Origin of the sequence: Candidatus Pelagibacter communis (genome assembly GCF_001180185.1) — a bacterium.
In the GTDB taxonomy this organism is placed as follows: domain Bacteria; phylum Pseudomonadota; class Alphaproteobacteria; order Pelagibacterales; family Pelagibacteraceae; genus Pelagibacter; species Pelagibacter ubique_F.
In genome coordinates this window covers 1-20097 of record NZ_CVSS01000049.1, presented here as the reverse complement: position 1 = coordinate 20097, position 20097 = coordinate 1, and the positions used below count along the sequence as shown (strand labels likewise).

Sequence of the window (20097 nt, the reverse complement as noted above, 5' to 3'; positions counted from 1 at the left end):
TTAAACTTTAGGTAATGTTACTCCAGTTTGACCCATATATTTACCTTTTCGTTCAGCATAAGTTACTTCTGGTTTTTCATTTCCTTTTAAAAATATAAATTGAGCAACTCCCTCATTTGCATAGATTTTAGCAGGTAAAGGAGTGGTATTAGAAAATTCTAAAGTTACATAACCTTCCCACCCAGGCTCTAATGGTGTTACATTTACTATAATTCCACATCTAGCATATGTAGATTTTCCTAGGCAGATAACTAAAACATCATTGGGAATCTTAAATTTCTCAACTGTCCTAGCTAATACAAATGAGTTTGGTGGAATAATACACTCCGAAACATTTTTTGTCACAAAATTTGTTGGTTTAAAGTTTTTAGGGTCTACTATTTCAGAATTAACATTAGTAAAAATTTTAAATTCATTTGAAACTCTTGCATCATAACCAAAAGATGAAAGTCCAAAAGAAATACTATCACCTCTTACTTGTTTTTCCTCGAAAGGTGCTATCATCTCTTGTTCTACTGACATTTTTTTAATCCATCTATCTGAAAGAACTGACATTATTTGACTCTCTTTTTAGCTTTTTTTTGAAAAAGTTTTCTTCTTTTTAAGTTTTTTTTAAGGGCTAAACTTAGACGCTCGTTTTTTTCTTTATTATTCATTCTTTGTTAGGATTAGTCAAAAAATCTAATGTAATTGGCTCTGAGGCATCAATAACGGGTGAATTGATTTCTTTTTTTTTTTGACCTTCTTTAGCTAATCTTTTGGCTTTTTTTTCTGCGAGCTTTTTCTCTCTCTTAGCTTGTTTTTCCATCAATTTTGCACTTTTAGTTGATTTATAATCGTAATGAATACCCATAAAAAATCCTCAGACCTGTATAATGCATATTAATAAAAAAATTAAGGCAATATTTTGAAAAAAATGCTTTAATATCAATAAAATACAATCGATAGTAAATGCTCCTGTAGTTAAATGGTATAACAAGTCATTGGTAATGACTAATTCCCTGGTCAGTACAGGGTGGGAGCACCAAATTACTGTTTATAAAAAAATTTTCTTAAAATAATTGTAGCTACAACTAAGATCAAGAACACAACTAATGGAAGATAAATATTTGGAGAGGATAGAATATCTATTATCCCAGGAGGTTCTAAATTTTGATTAATTACAGTTTCTAATCCACTTCCAATTGAAACAACTAAAAAAATTTGAGGAATAATCCCAATAAAAGTCGCTAAGAAAAAATTTTTGACTTTTACATTAAACAATGTTGGTAAAATACATGAGAGTTGCCATGGTATACCACCTGCTGCTCGATAAACTAATAGATACAAAAATTCGGATTTTTTGAATTTATGTTCTAAACTTTGAAATTTGTTTAAAAATTTTTCTCTTACAAGTTCTTTTAAAAAATAATTTCCAAAAATATATAATAATGTTGCACCAATGCTTAAACCCAAAACAACAATGAATACACCAGTCCATTTACCTAAAATAAATCCTCCTAATAAAGCTATGGGGGAACCGAAGCCCAAAAAAGGAAAGACCCATAAAACAGTGAATAGTAAAAATGCTAAAGATAATAATAAGTAATTAGTTTCTTTTATTTTTGAAAAGTATTCGATGTTATCTTTTATAAACTCATAAGAAGTCAACTGTTGAATGCTAAATTTTGAAAATAAGTAGTATAGAAATAACCCCACAATTGTTACGTAGAATATTGCTATAAATAATTTAATTTTTTTTGATTTTTCCATAAATTTGAATGTTAATAATAAAATCTTGTATTTGCTATTTATATATTTAGTTAATATAAAGAGCGAAATTTAAACAAAACGTAACCTATAATTATGAAGAGAACCTACCAACCAAAAAAAGGCAAAAGATTAAAAAAACACGGTTTTCGATCAAAAATGAAAACAAAAGGTGGTCGAAAACTTTTAAAAAGAAGAAGATTGAGGGGAAGAAAAAATCTCACAGTTTCTTCAAAAGTAAAAAGAAAAGTAAGATAATTCATATTACTTATGAAAAGCAAAATTCTTGCTCTTTCAAAAAATGAAGAATTTAAAAAACTTCTTAAACAAAAAAAAATTTCAAATAAGTATGCAACTATTCATTATGGCTTTTTAGAGGGGAAAAGTAACAATATGTTAAATATAAGTTTTGTAACAAAAAAAAAAATTGGTAATGCTGTAAAAAGAAACAAAATTAAGAGACGCCTTAGAAACATAATAAATGATGCAATAAAAAAAATTTCTTTTAAATTTAACTATTCATACCTTGTTATTGCTAAGCCAACTATGTTAAACAAAGAATATATATTAATTAAAGAAACTTTTTTTCGAGACTTAGAGAGAATACGCTAATGAATATTTTCACAAGTATATTAATAAAGATAATAAGATTATATCAATATTTTTTAAGTCCGCTGTTGGGAAATTCTTGTCGTTATTTACCTACATGTTCTGAATATAGCATTGAGGCATTAAAGACTTTTGGTTTTTATAAAGGCCTGATTATAAGTATCAGAAGAATCTTATCTTGCCATCCCTTTAAATTTCTAGGTGGAGGAGACGGATTTGATCCAGTAAACAAAAAAATAAAAATTAAAAAATAATGGATACGAAAAATGTAGTTGCAGCAATTTCACTCTCAGCAGCAGTGATTATTTTTTATTCATTATTTTTTTCTCCTCAACCTGTTCAAAATCCTCAAAAAATATCTGAAAATAATAAAATTGAAAATGATTCTGATGCCCCTAGTCTGGAACAAAAACAGACTTTAGTTAAAATCTCTCGTGAAGAAGCTTTGACTCAAAATGAGAGAGTAATTTTTGAAAACGAAAACATCAGAGGCTCAATATCTCTAAGGGGGGCCATTATTGATGATTTAACATTCATTAAATATAATACTGAATTAGAAAGTACTGAAAATGTTACTTTATTAAATCCCAAAAATATTGAGGAAGGGTATTTTATAGAAAGTGGGTTTGTCACAACCGATAAAAATATTAATGTTCCAAATTCAGAGACCTTATGGTCGATAGAAGGAAATAAAATATTAAATAAAACATCACCGATCAAGTTATCCTGGACCAATGACCAAGGAATAACTTTTACAAAAGAATTTTCATTAGATGATAAATTTTTATTTACAATTAAACAGAAAGTTATCAACTCAACAGATAAGAAATTTGATTTTTATTCTTATGGTCAAATTATAAGAAATAAAATGCCTGAAGGTCTCTCAAATTTTTATATATTGCATGAAGGTTTATTGGCTGCGCTTGATGGGGAGCTAATTGAAGAAGATTATGATGATATTGAAGAGGAAAAATTTACTAGAAATGCTAAAAAAGGCTGGTTTGGTATTGGAGACAAGTATTGGATTAGTTCAATTATTCCACCTAGAGATAAAGAGTTTAAAACTACTTTTGATTATAAAAACAAATATAGAGCAAATTATATTTCAACTCAACCAATCGAACTTGGATCAAATTCCTCTATTGAGGATGAAATGCAAGTGATAATCGCAGCAAAAAGAGTAGATGTCGTTGACGGATATGCAGAACAATTAAATATTGATAAATTTGACTTAGTAATTGATTGGGGTTTTCTATATTTCATCACAAAACCTCTTTTTTACGGAATTGATTATTTTTTTAAATTACTTGGTAACTATGGTTTGGCAATTATAGCAATTACAATTTGTATTCGTTTAGTTTTTTTCCCGTTAGCAAATTTTTCTTTTAGAAGTATGGCAAAAATGAAAGCACTTCAGCCTGAAATGACACGTCTTAAAGAACTACACAAAGACGATAAAATGAAACTTCAACAGTCAATGATGGCTTTATATAAAAAAGAAAAAATCAATCCAATGTCTGGATGCCTACCAATTTTGGTTCAAATTCCAGTTTTTTTTGCATTATATAAAGTTTTATTTGTCACAATTGAGATGAGACAAATGCCATTTTATGGTTGGATTCAAGATTTATCAGAACGTGATCCTACCTCAATTTTTAATTTGTTTGGATTGTTACCATATGATGTACCTTCATTTTTAATTATTGGTGCATGGCCAGTGGCAATGGGGGTTTCGATGTGGGTCCAGCAAAAACTTAATCCTGCTCCAACTGATCCTATGCAAGCTAAAATTTTTATGTTTTTTCCTTTATTTTTAACAATAATTTTAGCACCTTTTCCTGCCGGGCTAGTAATTTATTGGACAATAAATAATATTTTAACTATGGCTCAGCAGCTCTTCATTATGAAAAGGACTACTGTCAAAACCACAACTTAAATTTGTTTTGAAAAAAGTAATAACAGATTAATGAACTTAGAGAATATATTACCCAAGAATGGTCCACCGATAACTGAAGTAAAAAAATATATTGAAAAATATAAAAATGATTTGATAGTAATAAAATACGGTGGAAATGTTCTAATTGATAGAAACATATTCAATAATTTTATATCAGATATAAGTATATTAAATAAGCTTGGTCTTTCAATTATAATTGTTCATGGTGGAGGACCACGAATAAAAAGAGAGTTAGATAAGTCTAATATTCAATCAAAATTTATAAGAGGGCTAAGAGTAACGGACAAAAAAATAATAGATATTGTTGAGACAGTTTTAATTGATTTTAATAATGATATTGTAAACTCTCTAGAAAAAAAAGGTGCTGAAGCAATTTCAATACACTCAAAAAATAACAACATCATTGAAGTTATACCAGAAGAACCAAGATTAGGATTTGTTGGAATACCAAGTAAAATTAATAATGATATTTTGTTGGATATAATTAAAGAAAAAAAAATTCCAATTATTTCACCATTAGGTCTAGGAAAAAATAATCAAACACATAATATCAATGGAGATACTGCTGCTATGGCTGTAGCCAAATCTTTAAAATCTAGAAGATTACTATTGATGACAAATGTAGATGGTGTTTTAGACAAAGAAAAAAAACTGATTGAAGAAATTTCCTCAGTAAAAATTATGGAAATGATTCAAGATGAAACTATTACTGAAGGGATGATACCTAAAATAAATGCATGTTTAGATGCAGTTAATAATGGAGTAACAGCTGTTGGTATAATTAACGGTACGAAAAAACATTCTTGTTTATGGGAAATATTTTCTGATAAAGGCTCTGGTACATTAATAAGAAAATGAGTTTAAAAGAAAAAAAATATCTTTTATTAGATCTTGATGGAGTTTGTTATGGAAAACATAATAACTACTCTCTAGAAAAAGTTTTTGGTCAAGTATCAAAAAGAATGACTAAGTTTATTTCAGAAAAACTTAAAATAGATATAAAAGCTGCAAAAGAACTTCAAACAAATTATTTTTATAAATATAATACAAGCTTAAATGGACTCATGATACACCATGACATTCCTCCCCAAGATTTTCTAAAATATGTACATGATATTGATCTATCATTCATGAAAGAAGATAAGATTATGAGGAATGAACTTGAAAAGTTAGATATGAAGAAGTTTATCTTTACAAATGGAAGTGCAGAGCATGCAGAAAATATCTTAACTCATCTTGGAGTTTATGACTTGTTTGGAAGAGAAAAAGTATTTGATATTCAAGATGCTGGATATGTTCCAAAACCAGAGGCAAAAACTTTTGATTTGATGGTTAAAAAATTTAATATTGATCCAAAAGAGACTATTTATATTGAGGATATAGCCAAAAACCTTAGTATTGGCCATGAACGTGGTTGTACAACAGTTTGGTTAATTAACGATGAACAATTTGGAAAATTAGACTCAGATAAAGATTATATTTCTCATAAAATTGAAAATCTGTCTTTATTTCTAAAAGAAATAAGGCTATTAAAAAGTAGTTAGATTATGTCTTTAGAAAAAATTATAAATGAAGCTTGGGAGAATAAAGATCAGGTGAACCAAAATTCAGACCCGACACTTAAAGATGCGATTAATCAGGTAATTGATGATTTAGATAGTGGTAAATCTCGTGTTGCTGAAAAGATTAAAGGTGAGTGGTTTACACACCAGCATTTAAAAAAAGCAATTATGTTAAGTTTTAGAATATACCCAATGGAAAATTTAAATGGTCCATATAGTAGTTGGTATGATAAATCACACTTACTTAAGGGTAAAACTGCTGGTTGGTCAAAAAAAGATCATGAGCAAGCAGGATTTAGAATGGTACCAAACTCTCCTGTGAGAAAAGGATCATTTGTTGGCAAAAACGCAGTTCTAATGCCTTGTTATGTAAATATTGGAGCATATATCGATGAAGGTACAATGATTGATACTTTTGCAAGAGCTGGCAGCTGTTGTCAGATTGGAAAAAACTGTCATATATCTGCCGGGTCAGGTGTTGGAGGAGTATTAGAGCCTGCTCAGGCATTACCAACAATTATCGAAGATAATGTTTTCTTAGGAGCTATGTCTGAAGTTGTTGAGGGAGTGATAGTTGGTGAAGGATCTGTTCTAAGTATGGGTATGTATATAGGTCAATCAACCAAAATTGTTGATAGAAAAACTGGAAAAATTACTTTTGGAAAAATTCCACCTTACTCAGTTGTTGTTCCAGGATCATTGCCTGATAAAAATAATTCATCTGCACCATCGTTATATTGTGCTGTAATAATTAAACAGGTTGATGAAAAGACAAGATCTAAAACATCTATTAATGACTTATTAAGAGACTAAAAATGATATCTTTTAATGAATTACAATTAGCAAAAGAGCTAATCAAGTTCCCTTCTATTACTCCAGTAGATGCTGGTATAATGAAATTTTTAGAGAAAAAATTAAAAAAACTAGGTTTCAAAACAAAAATATTAGAATTTAAAGAAAAAAATTTTAAACCTGTTAAAAACTTATACGCACGTTTAGGTACAAAAAAACCTAACTTTTGTTATGCAGGTCACTTGGATGTGGTGCCTCCTGGAAATTTAAAAGATTGGACAATAAACCCTTTTAAGCCATCTGTGAAAAAAGGTCATTTAATTGGAAGAGGTGCGAACGATATGAAGAGTTCAATTGCATCTTTTGTTTCGGCAGTAAGTAAATTTTTAAATAAAAATAAAAACTTTAATGGCTCTATAAGCTTATTAATTACGGGGGATGAAGAAGGTGATGCAGTTAACGGAACAAAAAAAGTAGTAGATTATTTAAGAAAGAGAAAAGAAAAAATTAATTTTTGTTTAGTTGGTGAACCTACTAATCCAAATAAATTGGGTGAAATGATCAAAATTGGTAGAAGAGGTAGTATCACTGGTAAATTAAAAATAATTGGATTACAAGGACACGTGGCATATCCAGATAGAGCAAATAATCCGTCAACAATCATTGTAAAAATTTTAAAAGAAATAAAAGAAATTATATTTGATAAAGGCACAAAGGATTTTCAGCCTACCAACCTAGAGGTGACAAAAATTAATATAGATAATAAAGCAGATAACGTTATACCAACGATTGCTGAAGCAACATTTAATATTAGATTTAATAATAAACATTCATCAGCTTCAATCAAAAAAAGACTAAATAAAATTTTTAGTAAAATTACTAAAAAACATAAAGCTAAATATAAAGTTGAATATAGAGTTTCTGGTGAGGCTTTTTTAACAAAAGCGAATAAAACAACATTTATGATTCAAAATGTTGTTAAAAAAATTACTAAAATTAAGCCTAAACTTTCTACTACAGGTGGAACTTCAGATTTAAGATTTATAAAAAAAATATCTCCAGGTTTAGAATTTGGTTTAGTAGGAAAAACCATGCATAAAGTTGATGAAGCTGTTTCCTTAAATGATTTAAAAAATTTGACCAAAATTTATCAAAATATTTTACAAAATTACTTCAATTGAAAACTGGTTTAATTACTTCTGATACATACCTAAATCATGATACTGGTCCTGGACATCCAGAACAGATAGCGAGAGTGACTGTAATTAATGAAAACTTCAAAAAATTAAAAAATAAAAATATTTTATGGAAAAAGCCCTCAATTATTACTGATGAAATAATCAAAGATACACATGATGATGATTATGTTGATTTAGTTAAAAATTCTTTCCCAACTAAAGGATTTTTATCACTTGATGGTGATACAATCATTTCTCCTGGAAGCAAAAATGCAACATTTGATGCAGCAGGATCAATTATAGCTGCAATCGATGGTGTCCAAAATAAAGAATTTAAAAATGCTTTTTGTAGCGTTCGTCCCCCAGGTCATCATTGTAATCAAAATAAAGCAGCTGGTTTCTGCATTTTAAATAATGTTGCAATTGGTGCGAAATATTTAATTAAAAAATATAAGTATAATAAAATTGCCATCATAGATTTTGATGTTCATCATGGTAATGGCACACAAGATATTTTTTATAATAACAAAAATGTATTATTTATTTCAACACACCAATATCCTTTTTATCCTGGAACTGGCTCAGAAAGAGAAAAAGGTAAATTTAATAATATTTGTAATATACCACTAGCTGCTGGCACAACCTCTGAGCAATATTTAATTGCTTTTGACTTTGCTTTAAAAAAATTAAAAGAATTTCAGCCTGAATTTATTCTAATAAGTGCTGGATTTGACGGACATGTTGCAGATCCACTTGCACAATTTAAACTTAAAACAGATGATTACTATGAAATTACAAAAAGGATACTAGAAACCTCAAAAACATTTTCAAATGGTAAAGTAGTTTCAATTCTTGAAGGTGGATATGACCTACAAGCACTTCGGGATAGTACCAAGAGGCATGTTGATGCATTATTAGAATTCAATTGATAAAAATCTATTAAATTATAAACAACCATTCATGAAATTATATCAAATTAGAAAATCTAAAATTGATAACAAAGGCCGTGGTTTGTATGCCGCAAAGGATATCAAGGCTGGTACTAAAATTATTAATTATATTGGTAAAATAATTACTAACAAAGAGGTAGATGAATCAGATAAATTTGATAATAAAAAACCTATATATTTATTCACATTAAATAAAAAATATACTTTAGATGGAGATTTTACATGGAATACAGCCGGGTTAATCAATCATTCATGCGATAACAACTGTGATTATGAGGGAAAAGGTCTTAAAATTTGGGTAACTGCAATAAGAGATATTAAAAAAGGTGAGGAATTTACATGTGATTATGGCTTTGGTTATGATGAAGATTATAAACAATTTCCCTGTAAATGCAGAGCAAAAAATTGTTGTGGTTATATTGTAAGAGCCGAGTCAAGGTGGCGAATAAATAAAAAATATTCAATGTCAAACAAAAAAAAATTAATAAATAATTCTCACTAAAAAAAGTCCTTCAGGGGGAGCTGGTGGGGCACATAAAATTCTTTTTTTTGATTTAATTACATTTTGAAATTTTTTAAGTGACCATTTATTTTCTCCAAGATATTTTAAACAACCAACCATTGAACGAACTTGTTGTTGCAAAAAAGACTGAGATCTAAATTCTATTTCTATTTTATTTTGATATGATCTAATCTTTATAAGTTTCATTGTCTTAATTGGACTTTTGGCTCTACAACTAGAAGCTCTGAATGTTGAAAAATCTTTAGTACCAATTAATTTTTTAGCACCCTTTTTCATGATAAATGGATCAAGTTTTTTCATTACGTGCCAGCCTCTATTTCTATTCAAAACTGGTCTACTTAATCGATTTATGATTATGTATTTATAGATTCTTAGTTTGGCTGAAAATCTTGCATGAAAGTATTTATTTCTTTTTCTTATTTTAAGAATTGCAACACCATTATTATTTAAAAAGTGGTTCATAGATTTCAAAAATCTATCAAATTGCTTAATCTCATTTTTACATTCAAAATGTGCTGATTGTTCGATCGCATGTACACCTGTATCTGTTCTGCCTGACCCTATTAACACTATTTTTTCTTTCAAAAGATTTGAAATTTTTTCTTGAATAAGTCCTTGAATTGTTTTTCCTTTTTTTTGAACCTGCCAACCTCTAAAGTTTGTACCTTCATACTCTACAAGTATTTGATATTTAAACATTGTTAATTATAAAGCCTTTTTTAATTTTAGATCCAAGCATAAACTCACCAATTTTCTGTGGATTTTTTCCTTGTCTTTGTATCTCGAGAATTTTAAGAGATTGATTATTTTTACAAGCAACTTCTAATTTATCAGAAAGTATCTCGCCGACTTTTCCAACTCCATTACCAATTTCAGCTTTTAAAATTTTATATCTTTCTCCATTGTAAATAAAAAAAGCTCCAGGAGAAGGGTACAAGCCATTTATTTTTCCAATAATATTTTTCGCGGACTGACTCCAGTTAATTCTACCCTCTGCTTTATTTATTTTAGCTGCATATGTTGCTTTTGTATGATCTTGATCTACAAATTTAGCCTTACCATCTAATATATCATCAATATTATCCAATATTTTTTCAGCAGCAATTAAAGAGAGTTTTTCAGCAACTTCAACTGCATTTAAATTACTTTCTAAGCTTATCTTATAGGTTTGAGATACCGGACCAGTATCCAGCTTTTCAGAAATCTTCATGATGCTAATGCCTGTCTCTTTATCAAGATTCATTATTGATCTTTGAATTGGAGCTGGACCCCTCCAGTGAGGTAATATCGAGGCATGAATATTAATGAATCCTTTTTTCGGTAACTTTAAAAATTCTTTTGGAATAATTTGACCGTAAGCAACAACTATTGCAAGATCAGCCTCAATTTTTTGAAAAAAATTATACTCTTCGATATTATCCTTCAATGAATGTGGTGTTCTGAATTCTAGATTTAAAGTTTCAGCCATACTTTGAATTGGAGACTTATTTATTTTTTGTCCTCTTTGAGACTTTTGAGGTGGTTGAGTGTACACATTTGAAATAAAATATCCATTTTGATACAGAGACTTTAAAATTGGCACTGCAAAAATAGGCGTGCCCATAAAAACAATCTTTTTAGACATTAATTAAAGAATTGCTGTATTGGATTTTTGTTTAGAGAGTTTCTTAATTATCATCGATCTTTTTAATTTTGATAGATAATCAATAAATAATACCCCCTCTAGATGGTCCATTTCATGTTGTATGCAAGTTGCTAGTAAACCATCAGCATGAAGAAATTGTTTTTTACCATGATAATCTAAATACTCAACATCGCATTGACTTGGTCTATCTATTTCTGCAAATTGATTTGGAACTGATAGACATCCTTCTTCGTAAGTTGCGTTCTCAGAAGCTTTATTCTTTATAACTGGGTTCACAAAAAATCTTGGATTTTTTTTTTCTGGATCTTTGCTTATATCTATAACAATTATTCTCTTTGGCACGCCAATTTGAATCGCAGCAAGACCTATGCCATTAGCTGCATACATTGTGTCTAACATATCATCCATTAATTTTTGATCATCCTTAGTAACTTTCTCAACAGGTTTGGAGATTTGCCTCAAAACTTTATTTGGCTCTGTTAATATAGATTTGATTGACATAATTGATCTTATTTTAGATTATTTTTTAAACTTTTAAAGGTAGAACTTCTAACAAAATTTTATTTCTAATATAATCAATATCTAGCTGATTAAGTGCACTTACTATGAAATATAATGTATCTTCATCTAAATTTTCTAATTCATCTTGACCAATTACCTCAATTATTCTTAGTAAAGTGGAACCAATTTCGTTATTATTAATCATTACCTGAATATCTGTTGGCATTTCTGATTCATTTATCTCATATAAATCTTCGTATTTTTTTGAAATTTCAATACCATCAGATTTGATTGACTCTATTAAAATGATATCTTTTTTGGATATATAATATTTTTTATCTTTTTTAATTTTCTTTAGATAATTATTTAAATCTTTTTCAATTTTATTTTTTGCATAATCTCCATTAAAATAATTAACTAATTTTGATTGATGAAGAATATCTTTATTAAATTTAATATTGTCAGATTTTTTCTTTTGATCCTCTAAATTGTTTAAATAAAAAGTTGTAAAATTAGAAGGTATTTCCTCTAATGTTATCTTTTTAAGAAATCTTTTTAATTCCTCATCGAAAGCATTTGGATACCCATCATTTGCAAATAATTCTTTTAATAACTTCATTAATTCCAGCTTTTTTCTGATGTCAGACTCTAAGAGTATTTTTTGGTAAACTAATGCCCTTGCTTCCACATTTGAGAGTGACTTATAAGAAACTAATGGGTTTAAAAGTTGATTTATATTAAATTGAAATCTTTTATAAAGTGCAAATAAATCATTTTCGGAATAATTTTTATCATTAGTAGCTTTTTCAATTAATGCTATTTTATCTAAATCAATAATATCTATATCATCAATATTATATAACAAATTTGATGTAGATAAATACTTCCAAATTAAAGGATTAGTATTTTTTTTTGGATCAAAAATAAAATTTGGATTTGTTCGATGAGCTAAATGAAAATCTAAAATTGAATTTTCTGATATAGTTAGATCAAGTTTTTCAGGGTAACCTAATAAAAAATTAATTTTTTTTTCAAAGTATTCATCCGTGAAGCCCAGTTCCTTTTTTAAATCTAAAATGAGTTGCGCCTCTTCATTTCTTCCATCATTAATTAAACAATAAAGATTAAATTTTGATAAATAGTCATTTTGTATTACTTGGGTGTTTCTTAAAAATAGTTTACATGCTTTTTCAATATTAGACTCTGCTAAATGTTGATCAACTAAGTATCTACTAAGTTTGGGATGAACATTTAATATTTGATTATTTATCAAATATTTTTCAATCAAATCTCTATCATTATTTTTAATTAACCAATCTGATTTCATTTTTAAAAATTCATCATCTTTAATGTTTTGTTCTGGATAATAAGAATTGGTTAACATTACTATGTTCATTAACTCTGAGGCATCTCTAGATAGATTAAGTTTATTAACGTTAGAAAAAAGCGACTTAAGTTGATCACCATTAGAATTTGACCACATATCCATTTTAAGGTCATAATCTTCTGGATCATATAATCCTAAAATTTTAACTTGTTGAGAGCCAATTGAGGAGTCTACTTGAACTAAATCTGTCTCCTTTTGAGACTGTAAATCATATATACTTGGCTCAGGAGCTTCAAAATTTACATCATCTAAATCATCTTGATTATTATCTGATTTGATTACCTCGTTTTCATTTTGATCTAACTTCCAAATATCAACTGGCTGATTCTCTGCTTTGATGGCTGTATTATTTATAAAGAAAATAACAAATATAATTGAAAAATAATTATTATTTAACAATCTTAAAATTTTCATTGGTGATAATTTTTTCTATTTCCTTTTTCGGCGCAGGGAAATCTAACTTACTTAAAAGAAAAATTATTCCCAGAAACAGAACTACAATTACTGATAGTTTGATGATTAAACTAATAGTTCTTTGGCTGGAACTTGTTTTTCTTGTAAATTGCATATAACGTTGATTAAAATCAAATTGAGACATAATTGTGTTTTTTCAATACAGAAATTTATGAAATCAAAAGAAAATTTAGTCTTTTTAGGAATGATGGGTTCAGGCAAGTCGTCTATTGGCTTAATTGTGTCTAAAAAATTAAATATTGATTTTATTGATATTGATAAAGAAATAGAAAAAAAAGAAGGTATGCCAATTTCAAAAATATTCGAAAAAGAAAGTGAAAAGTATTTTAGAGAAATAGAGGAATTTATTACTTTAAAGACACTTAAAAAAAATAGAACAGTTGTTTCTCTTGGTGGGGGAGCTTTTTTGAATAAAAATATAAAAAAAGAAATTTTGGACAATCATATTTCATTTTGGCTAAATTGGGATATAAAAACATTAATCGAAAGAATAAAAAATAGCTCGAAGAGACCAATAGCCTTTAACTCTTCAAAATATGAACTTTATAAGTTAATTAAAAAACGTGCAGTTGTGTATTCAAAAGCTATGTATAGAATTGACTGTGAAAATCATACAAAAAATCAAATTGCAAACAATATAATTAAAATTTATGAGGCCCATTAAATTAAATATCAAAAATAATTCAGAAACCTATCCAATAATAATTGGTTCAAATTTGATTAAAGATTTAAATTTGTACTTAAATAAAAATTTGAATGATTATAATCAATGTCTGCTTGTCATTGATACAAAAATCCCAAAAAAAATGATTTCAAAAATTACGAAATCTCTAAAGAATAAGAAAGTATATAAATTTCAATTTGTTGCTAATGAAAAAAATAAAAATCTTAAATCTATAAATAAGATTCTACAAATTTTATTAAACAAAAACTTTTCCAGGTTTGATTGTGTAATAGCTATAGGTGGAGGTATAACAGGAGATGTCAGTGGTTTTGCTGCAAGTTTATTCAAAAGAGGTCTAAAATTTGTGAATATACCAACAACTTTACTATCTCAAGTAGACTCATCAGTGGGTGGTAAAACAGGAATTAACACTAAAGAAGGAAAAAATCTTATTGGCAGTTTTTATCAGCCTAAAATAGTTATAAGTGATACTGAATTTTTAAAATCTTTACCGAAAAGAGAAATCATATGTGGATATGGAGAGATATTAAAACATTCTTTAATTATAAACAAAAATTTTTATAAATATTTGGATAAAAATTCTAGTGACATTTTGAATTTAAGAAGTCCATATATTGAAAAATCTATTTTTGAAAGTTGTAAAATTAAAAAAACCATTGTTGAAAAAGATGAGAAAGAAAAAGGTATTAGAAAAATATTAAATTTGGGACATACGTTTGCACATGCTTACGAAGCAGCATTGGGATATTCTAAAAAATTAAATCACGGAGAAGCTGTAATTTTAGGAATTACTTCTGCATTAAGATTTAGCTTAAATAGTAAATTAATTAAATTTAAAGATTTTAATAAAATAATTAATCATATTAATAAAATGAAATTACCATCAAATATAAAAAAATATTTTACTATTCACGATTTGAATAGTATTTTGAACTTCATGAAAAAGGATAAGAAAAATGTATCAAAAAATATAAATCTAATACTACTTAAAGAAATTGGGACTTCAATAATTGATAATAAATACGATGTATCTAAAATAAGAAAATTTTTACAAAAGGAACTAGTAAATTAAAATCTGTAAAGAGTGTATATATAAATTCATTTCTTTTTTTATGACTTTATAAATCTTTTTATTACCATCGATTCTATTTAAATTTTTTAGTTCTTTTGAATGAATAGTAATTTTTAGATGAAATTTTCCTTTTTGATTTCCCTGATGTTTCTTATGTAAAAATGACTTATCTTCTATTAAAATTTTCTCAATTACAATTTCATCCTCTATTTTTTTTTTTACGATTGCAATTAAATTATTTATATCCATAAATACAAACATTATATCATGAAAAATATATGTGACTGGAATAATTGTAAAAAAGAAGGCGAATATAAAGCGCCTATTGAAAAAGATAATAGTAAAAAATATCGTCTATTATGTTTGGAACATGTCAAAGAATTTAATAAAAACTGGAACTATTTTGCAGGTATGAATGATGATCAAGTTATAGATTTTTTAAAATCAGATATGATTTGGCACAAACCTACCCAAAGCTTTAGTTCTTCAGATAACTTTTTTAAAGTTTTATGGAACAACACACTTAAAGATGAATTAGACAAAGATAAATTTAAAAGCGATTTTAATCATATGCGTCAATTTAAATTTGATCATAAAGATATTAAAGCTTTCAGTATTTTAGGTGTTTCGGTAGGCTTAAAGTGGCATAAAATTCAAGATAAGTTCAAAGTACTTGTCAAAAAATTTCACCCAGATATAAATGAAGGAAACAAAAAATATGAGGAAAAACTAAAGCAGATAACTTTAGCTTACACTCAACTTAAAAACACATACAGAGAAAAAATTGACACCTGATCTTAATACAAAACCAGATATAAAAATATCAGTAAAACAAACTTTTGGTATTGATGCTGATATGGAAACTAATGCTTTTTCAAAAAAGAGTGAGTATGTGCCTGAGATTGATAAAACATACAAATTCGATCGAGATACAACTCTAGCAATAATTTCTGGATTTGCTTTTAATAAAAGAGTCTTAATACAAGGATACCATGGCACAGGAAAATCTACTCATATAGAGCAAGTAGCTGCGAGATTAAATTGGCCGTGTGTTAGAGTGAATTTAGACAGTCATATAAGTCGAATTGATCTAATTGGAAAAGACGCAATAGTTTTAAAAGATGGAAAACAAGTTACTCAATTTAATGAGGGCATTCTTCCATGGTCTATTCAAAATCCAGTGGCGTTAGTTTTTGATGAATATGATGCAGGAAGGCCAGATGTAATGTTTGTTATTCAAAGAGTGCTTGAGGCTGAGGGAAATTTTACCTTACTAGATAAAAATAAAGTTATAAAACAAAATAAATATTTTAGATTATTTGCAACATCTAATACGGTTGGTCTAGGAGATACAACTGGTCTTTATCATGGAACTCAACAAATTAATCAAGGCCAAATGGATAGATGGAATATTGTAACAACCTTAAATTACCTTAACTTAGAGAAAGAAATGGAAATTGTTTTAGCTAAAAACAAAAATTTAAATAATCCAAAAGGTAAAGAAAAAGTATCAAATATGATTAAAGTAGCTTCTCTAACTAGAAAAGGATTTATTAATGGAGATATTTCAACGGTAATGAGTCCAAGGACTGTATTACATTGGGCAGAAAATACAGAAATTTTTAAAGATACAGGTTATGCCTTTAGAGTAACTTTTTTAAATAAATGTGATGAATTAGAGAAAAATACAATTGCAGAATATTATCAAAGATGTTTTGGAGAAGACCTGCCTGAGTCTCTTTTAAATATTCAAATTAAATGAGCAACAAAGATACAAATCTTAAAGAGAGATTTAAACAAGCTTTAACTTCTACAATTAGAGTTATTTCGGATGATATAGATTTAAGAAAAAAAGATGAGGCAAATAAAAATCTAAATAAATTAGATATCTTTGAGTTAGATAGTGTAGATAGCAAGAACGACTTCGTGAAAGCTAGAGCAGAGGCAGACTCTACTGCCCTAAAAAAAAAGTTTTCTGATAATAAAATTTATAAAAAAAATCTTCCAAAAAATGCAAATTATAAATCATTATATGCGATTGCAGAAAAAATAAGATATGAAATTTTAGGAAGTAAAATGCTAAAAGGAATTGAAAAAAATATAAAAGAAAATTATCAGCAGATTATAAGTCATAAGAGGAAAGATCAGCTTAAAACAAAAGACGACGTGCCTTTGGCAGAAGCATTTGAACTTTATATGTTAAAAAAATTTTACAATCTTAAATTAAACTCAATTACCACAGAAATGTTAAATTTTTGGGAAAAAGATTTTGATGAATCAATAAATGAACACATCAAATTTTTAAAAGATAATTTAGAGGACCAGAATTTATATAATTCAAAGTTTATGGAAATTTTACAAAACTTGGAAATTTTTGAAACTGAGGATGATGAGGAAACTAAAGAAGATATTCAAGAAAATGAAGATAACAATTCATCAAAAGACAATAATGATAACGGAGAAGATATAAATGATGACAACAAAGATGACAAAGCAGAGGATAGCTCAGATTCTGATTACGATATTGATCAATATAAATTAGATGAAGAATTAGTTGACACTGACTCAGATCAAGATAGTGCAGAACATATTGTTCAGAACAGAAATATTAATAACTTTAATCTTGAATATAAAATTTTTACAACTCAGTTTGATGAAATTATAAAAGCAGAAAATTTAGAAAATTCAGATGAAGCAAATAAACTAAGGAAAACTCTAGATCAACAATTAATTGGTTTCCAAGATATTGTTACAAAATTAGCAAATAAATTACAAAGAAAACTTCTTGCAAAACAGAATAGAGCTTGGGAATTTGACCTAGAGGAAGGATTGTTAGATAGCTCTAAACTTCCAAGAATAATCATGGATCCTTATAACTCTTTATCATTTAAAAAAGAAAAAGATTTAGATTTTAAAGATACAATAGTAACATTATTAATTGACAACTCGGGATCTATGAGGGGAAGGCCAATTACTATTGCAGCTATATGTGCAGATATTTTATCTAGGACATTAGAGCGATGTTCAGTAAAAGTAGAAATTTTAGGATTTACAACCAAGAATTGGAAAGGTGGTAAAAGTAGAGAGTTTTGGAACAAACAAGAAAAGCCTAAAACTCCGGGTAGACTAAATGACTTAAGACATATTATTTATAAAAGTGCTGACACACATTGGAGACAAGCAAAGAATAATTTAGGATTAATGTTGAAAGAAGGATTACTTAAAGAAAATATTGATGGTGAAGCAATTAATTGGGCCTTTACTAGATTGAAAAAAAGAAAAGAAGAAAGAAAAATAATGATGGTAATTTCAGATGGTGCTCCAGTAGACGACTCAACATTGTCAGTAAACTCAGGTGATTTTCTTGAGAAACATTTAAAAAAAATGGTCAAATTCATAGAAGAAAAAACTGAAATTGAAATATTAGCAATTGGTATTGGTCACGATGTATCTAGATATTACAATCGAGCTATTAAAATAACAGATGTTAATGAATTGGGTGACGTAATGATTTCTCAATTAGGCTCACTGTTTGAATCAAAAAAAATATTTCATTAAATATTAAATAAATCCTTATTATTCCAAGTAATTATAACTTCTGCTCCACTTCTTGTTTTTGAATTTCTACAATTTAAAGAAGCAAAATTTTTTTCTAGTAAAGTTTTTCCAATAAATAATCCAAGTCCTAATCCTTTATTTGACTTGTTATCATCACTACTAGATCTCAAATATGGTTCTCCAATTTTTGATAAAATATCTCTTGGATAACCAGATCCATCATCTTCAATTTTTATCTCTGTTATTTCACTGTCACTTTTCAAATTTATAAAAATATTTTCTTTTGCAAACTTATTAGCATTTCCAATAAAGTTTCTTAAACCATACACTATCTCGATAGATTTAGTAATTTTTTTTGCATTTGAGTCTTGATCGTAATTGAAAGTAAATTTCTTTTTACTTATCTCTTCAAAAGAGGAAATTATTTCATTTAAGTAATCACGAATAGTTATATCTTTGTCTATAAAATCATCTTCCTCAACTGGATTTAAACTTAATCGTTTAAGTATTTGGTTACATCTTTCTACTTGAGAGGATAGCAACTCAACATCTTTTTCAATTTCTTTCTGTCCTTTAAATTGCTTACTCAAATCTTGCACAATTATTTTAATTGTTGAAAGAGGAGTGCCCAGAGAATGCGCTGCTGCTGCGGCTTGTCCACCTAGTGATAAAAGTTCATGTTCTTTAGCCATTACCTCCTCCATTTTTGCCAAAGCTTCTTTCCTTAAACGAGATTGTGTTCCAAAAGTCATTGCAAAATAATTTAAAAAAAATAGAGCTATTACAAGAGCTATTGGTATTGAGTAATAATAGTAAGGACTAACGTGAAAATGTTCGTTCAATGGTGAAGGTAATTCTGTTGAATAAAAAGTTAAAAATATAATCGTAATAAATGTCAATACAACTAACAAAGTATTAGTTTTAAAACTTAAATTTGAAGATGAAAACACACTAGGAATTAGTATAAAAATTACAAAAGGATTAAGTATTCCTCCTGTAAGATAGAGTAAGATTCCTAATTGAAGTATATCGATTAATAAAAAAAAGAATGCAGATCTATCAGATAACTGAGTTTTTTTATAAATAAACATCAAATAAAGGTTACTGATTGTTCCAATAAGAATAATCAAGTTTGATATTAAAAAATCGAATTTAAAATTCAGAAAAAAATAGACAAAATATACTGCAAATAGTTGACCAAATATTCCAATCCATCTTAAACTTAAATATGTAGATTTTTTAAAGGAAAAATATTTTGAAGTTTCAAAAAACTTCATTTTATATATCTAAATTTTGCACATTAATAGAGTTTGAAATTATAAAATCTTTTCTTAACGCAACATCATTACCCATTAAGGTATGGATTAAATTCTGATCTTTTTTCATATCTTTCGAATACTGAACTTGTAACAAATTTCTGGTCTCTGGATCTAATGTGGTGCTCCATAATTCTTC

The 20097-nt window shown here is 27.7% G+C and carries 25 protein-coding genes; 15 read left to right on the top strand and 10 right to left on the bottom strand.

Going from position 1 to position 20097, the window contains the following annotated elements:
* The 3 genes from dcd to AMN95_RS04175 form a co-directional block, all read right to left on the bottom strand.
* Complete coding sequence (gene dcd / locus AMN95_RS04185) at nucleotides 1-555, bottom strand: dCTP deaminase (protein WP_075522715.1); 555 nt, start codon at nucleotides 553-555, stop codon at nucleotides 1-3.
* Nucleotides 556-652: 97 nt separating this feature from the next.
* Nucleotides 653-853, bottom strand: a complete 201-nt coding sequence (locus tag AMN95_RS04180; RefSeq protein ID WP_075522714.1) for a hypothetical protein — start codon at nucleotides 851-853, stop codon at nucleotides 653-655.
* A 176-nt stretch (nucleotides 854-1029) separates the two neighbouring features.
* The gene (locus tag AMN95_RS04175; RefSeq protein WP_075522713.1) at nucleotides 1030-1752 is read right to left on the bottom strand and encodes a TVP38/TMEM64 family protein; all 723 of its coding nucleotides are present in this window, start codon (nucleotides 1750-1752) and stop codon (nucleotides 1030-1032) included.
* A gap of 93 nt (nucleotides 1753-1845) precedes the next feature.
* On the opposite strand from AMN95_RS04175, the gene rpmH reads away from it, so the two are divergent.
* Genes rpmH through AMN95_RS04125 form a run of 10 tightly spaced genes read left to right on the top strand, consistent with a single transcriptional unit; the run spans nucleotide 1846 to nucleotide 9299 of the window.
* The gene (rpmH, locus tag AMN95_RS04170; protein ID WP_075522712.1) at nucleotides 1846-2007 is read left to right on the top strand and encodes a 50S ribosomal protein L34; all 162 of its coding nucleotides are present in this window, start codon (nucleotides 1846-1848) and stop codon (nucleotides 2005-2007) included.
* Nucleotides 2008-2019: 12 nt separating this feature from the next.
* Nucleotides 2020-2361, top strand: a complete 342-nt coding sequence (rnpA, locus tag AMN95_RS04165) for a ribonuclease P protein component (protein WP_075522711.1) — start codon at nucleotides 2020-2022, stop codon at nucleotides 2359-2361.
* Nucleotides 2361-2612 carry a membrane protein insertion efficiency factor YidD gene (gene yidD, locus AMN95_RS04160; RefSeq protein ID WP_075522710.1) on the top strand — a complete coding sequence of 84 codons (252 nt, stop codon included), beginning with the start codon at nucleotides 2361-2363 and terminating at the stop codon, nucleotides 2610-2612. Before rnpA ends, yidD begins: the two co-directional genes overlap by 1 nt.
* Nucleotides 2612-4294 (top strand): membrane protein insertase YidC, encoded by a 1683-nt coding sequence (yidC, locus tag AMN95_RS04155; protein WP_075522709.1) that lies wholly within the window; start codon nucleotides 2612-2614, stop codon nucleotides 4292-4294. The genes yidD and yidC overlap by 1 nt, the downstream gene beginning before the upstream one ends.
* Nucleotides 4295-4324: 30 nt before the next feature.
* A complete protein-coding gene (gene argB / locus AMN95_RS04150; protein WP_075522708.1) occupies nucleotides 4325-5173 on the top strand; it encodes an acetylglutamate kinase in 849 nt (282 codons plus the stop codon).
* On the top strand, nucleotides 5170-5859 hold the full coding sequence (locus AMN95_RS04145; RefSeq protein WP_075522707.1) for a pyrimidine 5'-nucleotidase: 690 nt from the start codon (nucleotides 5170-5172) through the stop codon (nucleotides 5857-5859). The genes argB and AMN95_RS04145 overlap by 4 nt, the downstream gene beginning before the upstream one ends.
* Before the next feature lie 3 nt (nucleotides 5860-5862).
* Nucleotides 5863-6690 (top strand): 2,3,4,5-tetrahydropyridine-2,6-dicarboxylate N-succinyltransferase, encoded by an 828-nt coding sequence (gene dapD, locus AMN95_RS04140; protein ID WP_075522706.1) that lies wholly within the window; start codon nucleotides 5863-5865, stop codon nucleotides 6688-6690.
* 2 nt (nucleotides 6691-6692) lie between these two features.
* Nucleotides 6693-7850 carry a succinyl-diaminopimelate desuccinylase gene (dapE, locus tag AMN95_RS04135; protein ID WP_075522705.1) on the top strand — a complete coding sequence of 386 codons (1158 nt, stop codon included), beginning with the start codon at nucleotides 6693-6695 and terminating at the stop codon, nucleotides 7848-7850.
* On the top strand, nucleotides 7847-8776 hold the full coding sequence (locus AMN95_RS04130; protein WP_075522704.1) for a histone deacetylase family protein: 930 nt from the start codon (nucleotides 7847-7849) through the stop codon (nucleotides 8774-8776). Before dapE ends, AMN95_RS04130 begins: the two co-directional genes overlap by 4 nt.
* Before the next feature lie 31 nt (nucleotides 8777-8807).
* The gene (locus AMN95_RS04125) at nucleotides 8808-9299 is read left to right on the top strand and encodes an SET domain-containing protein (protein WP_075522703.1); all 492 of its coding nucleotides are present in this window, start codon (nucleotides 8808-8810) and stop codon (nucleotides 9297-9299) included.
* On the opposite strand, the gene truA is transcribed toward AMN95_RS04125, so the two are convergent.
* From truA to AMN95_RS04105, 4 genes are read right to left on the bottom strand one after another with little or no spacing between them, the layout of a single operon-like run.
* Nucleotides 9279-10019 carry a tRNA pseudouridine(38-40) synthase TruA gene (truA, locus tag AMN95_RS04120; RefSeq protein ID WP_075522702.1) on the bottom strand — a complete coding sequence of 247 codons (741 nt, stop codon included), beginning with the start codon at nucleotides 10017-10019 and terminating at the stop codon, nucleotides 9279-9281. The two genes, AMN95_RS04125 and truA, sit on opposite strands and share 21 nt — an antisense overlap.
* Entirely contained in the window at nucleotides 10012-10944 is a 933-nt protein-coding gene (fmt, locus tag AMN95_RS04115; protein ID WP_075522701.1) for a methionyl-tRNA formyltransferase, read from the bottom strand. Before fmt ends, truA begins: the two co-directional genes overlap by 8 nt.
* Before the next feature lie 3 nt (nucleotides 10945-10947).
* Nucleotides 10948-11466: a peptide deformylase gene (gene def / locus AMN95_RS04110; protein WP_075522700.1), complete on the bottom strand. Its 519-nt coding sequence runs from the start codon at nucleotides 11464-11466 to the stop codon at nucleotides 10948-10950.
* Between the two features lie 25 nt (nucleotides 11467-11491).
* Entirely contained in the window at nucleotides 11492-13267 is a 1776-nt protein-coding gene (locus AMN95_RS04105) for a hypothetical protein (RefSeq protein ID WP_075522699.1), read from the bottom strand.
* Between the two features lie 211 nt (nucleotides 13268-13478).
* Between AMN95_RS04105 and AMN95_RS04095 the strand changes: the two genes are divergently transcribed.
* Entirely contained in the window at nucleotides 13479-13991 is a 513-nt protein-coding gene (locus tag AMN95_RS04095) for a shikimate kinase (protein WP_075522698.1), read from the top strand.
* A complete protein-coding gene (gene aroB / locus AMN95_RS04090; RefSeq protein ID WP_075522697.1) occupies nucleotides 13978-15084 on the top strand; it encodes a 3-dehydroquinate synthase in 1107 nt (368 codons plus the stop codon). The genes AMN95_RS04095 and aroB overlap by 14 nt, the downstream gene beginning before the upstream one ends.
* On the opposite strand, the gene AMN95_RS04085 is transcribed toward aroB, so the two are convergent.
* Nucleotides 15073-15333 carry a BolA/IbaG family iron-sulfur metabolism protein gene (locus AMN95_RS04085; protein ID WP_082256670.1) on the bottom strand — a complete coding sequence of 87 codons (261 nt, stop codon included), beginning with the start codon at nucleotides 15331-15333 and terminating at the stop codon, nucleotides 15073-15075. The two genes, aroB and AMN95_RS04085, sit on opposite strands and share 12 nt — an antisense overlap.
* A gap of 18 nt (nucleotides 15334-15351) precedes the next feature.
* On the opposite strand from AMN95_RS04085, the gene AMN95_RS04080 reads away from it, so the two are divergent.
* The 3 genes from AMN95_RS04080 to AMN95_RS04070 are packed head-to-tail and all read left to right on the top strand — an operon-like array spanning nucleotide 15352 to nucleotide 18642.
* Nucleotides 15352-15879, top strand: a complete 528-nt coding sequence (locus AMN95_RS04080) for a J domain-containing protein (RefSeq protein WP_075522696.1) — start codon at nucleotides 15352-15354, stop codon at nucleotides 15877-15879.
* Entirely contained in the window at nucleotides 15869-16846 is a 978-nt protein-coding gene (gene cobS / locus AMN95_RS04075; RefSeq protein ID WP_075522695.1) for a cobaltochelatase subunit CobS, read from the top strand. Before AMN95_RS04080 ends, cobS begins: the two co-directional genes overlap by 11 nt.
* Nucleotides 16843-18642, top strand: coding sequence for a cobaltochelatase CobT-related protein (locus tag AMN95_RS04070; protein ID WP_075522694.1), 1800 nt, complete (start codon nucleotides 16843-16845; stop codon nucleotides 18640-18642). Before cobS ends, AMN95_RS04070 begins: the two co-directional genes overlap by 4 nt.
* Here the strand turns inward: AMN95_RS04070 and AMN95_RS04065 are convergent.
* On the bottom strand, nucleotides 18639-19919 hold the full coding sequence (locus AMN95_RS04065; RefSeq protein WP_075522693.1) for an ActS/PrrB/RegB family redox-sensitive histidine kinase: 1281 nt from the start codon (nucleotides 19917-19919) through the stop codon (nucleotides 18639-18641). The genes AMN95_RS04070 and AMN95_RS04065 overlap by 4 nt on opposite strands.
* A gap of 1 nt (nucleotide 19920) precedes the next feature.
* Nucleotides 19921-20097 (bottom strand): hypothetical protein (locus AMN95_RS04060; RefSeq protein WP_143323765.1); only part of this gene is annotated, 177 nt, incomplete at its 5' end.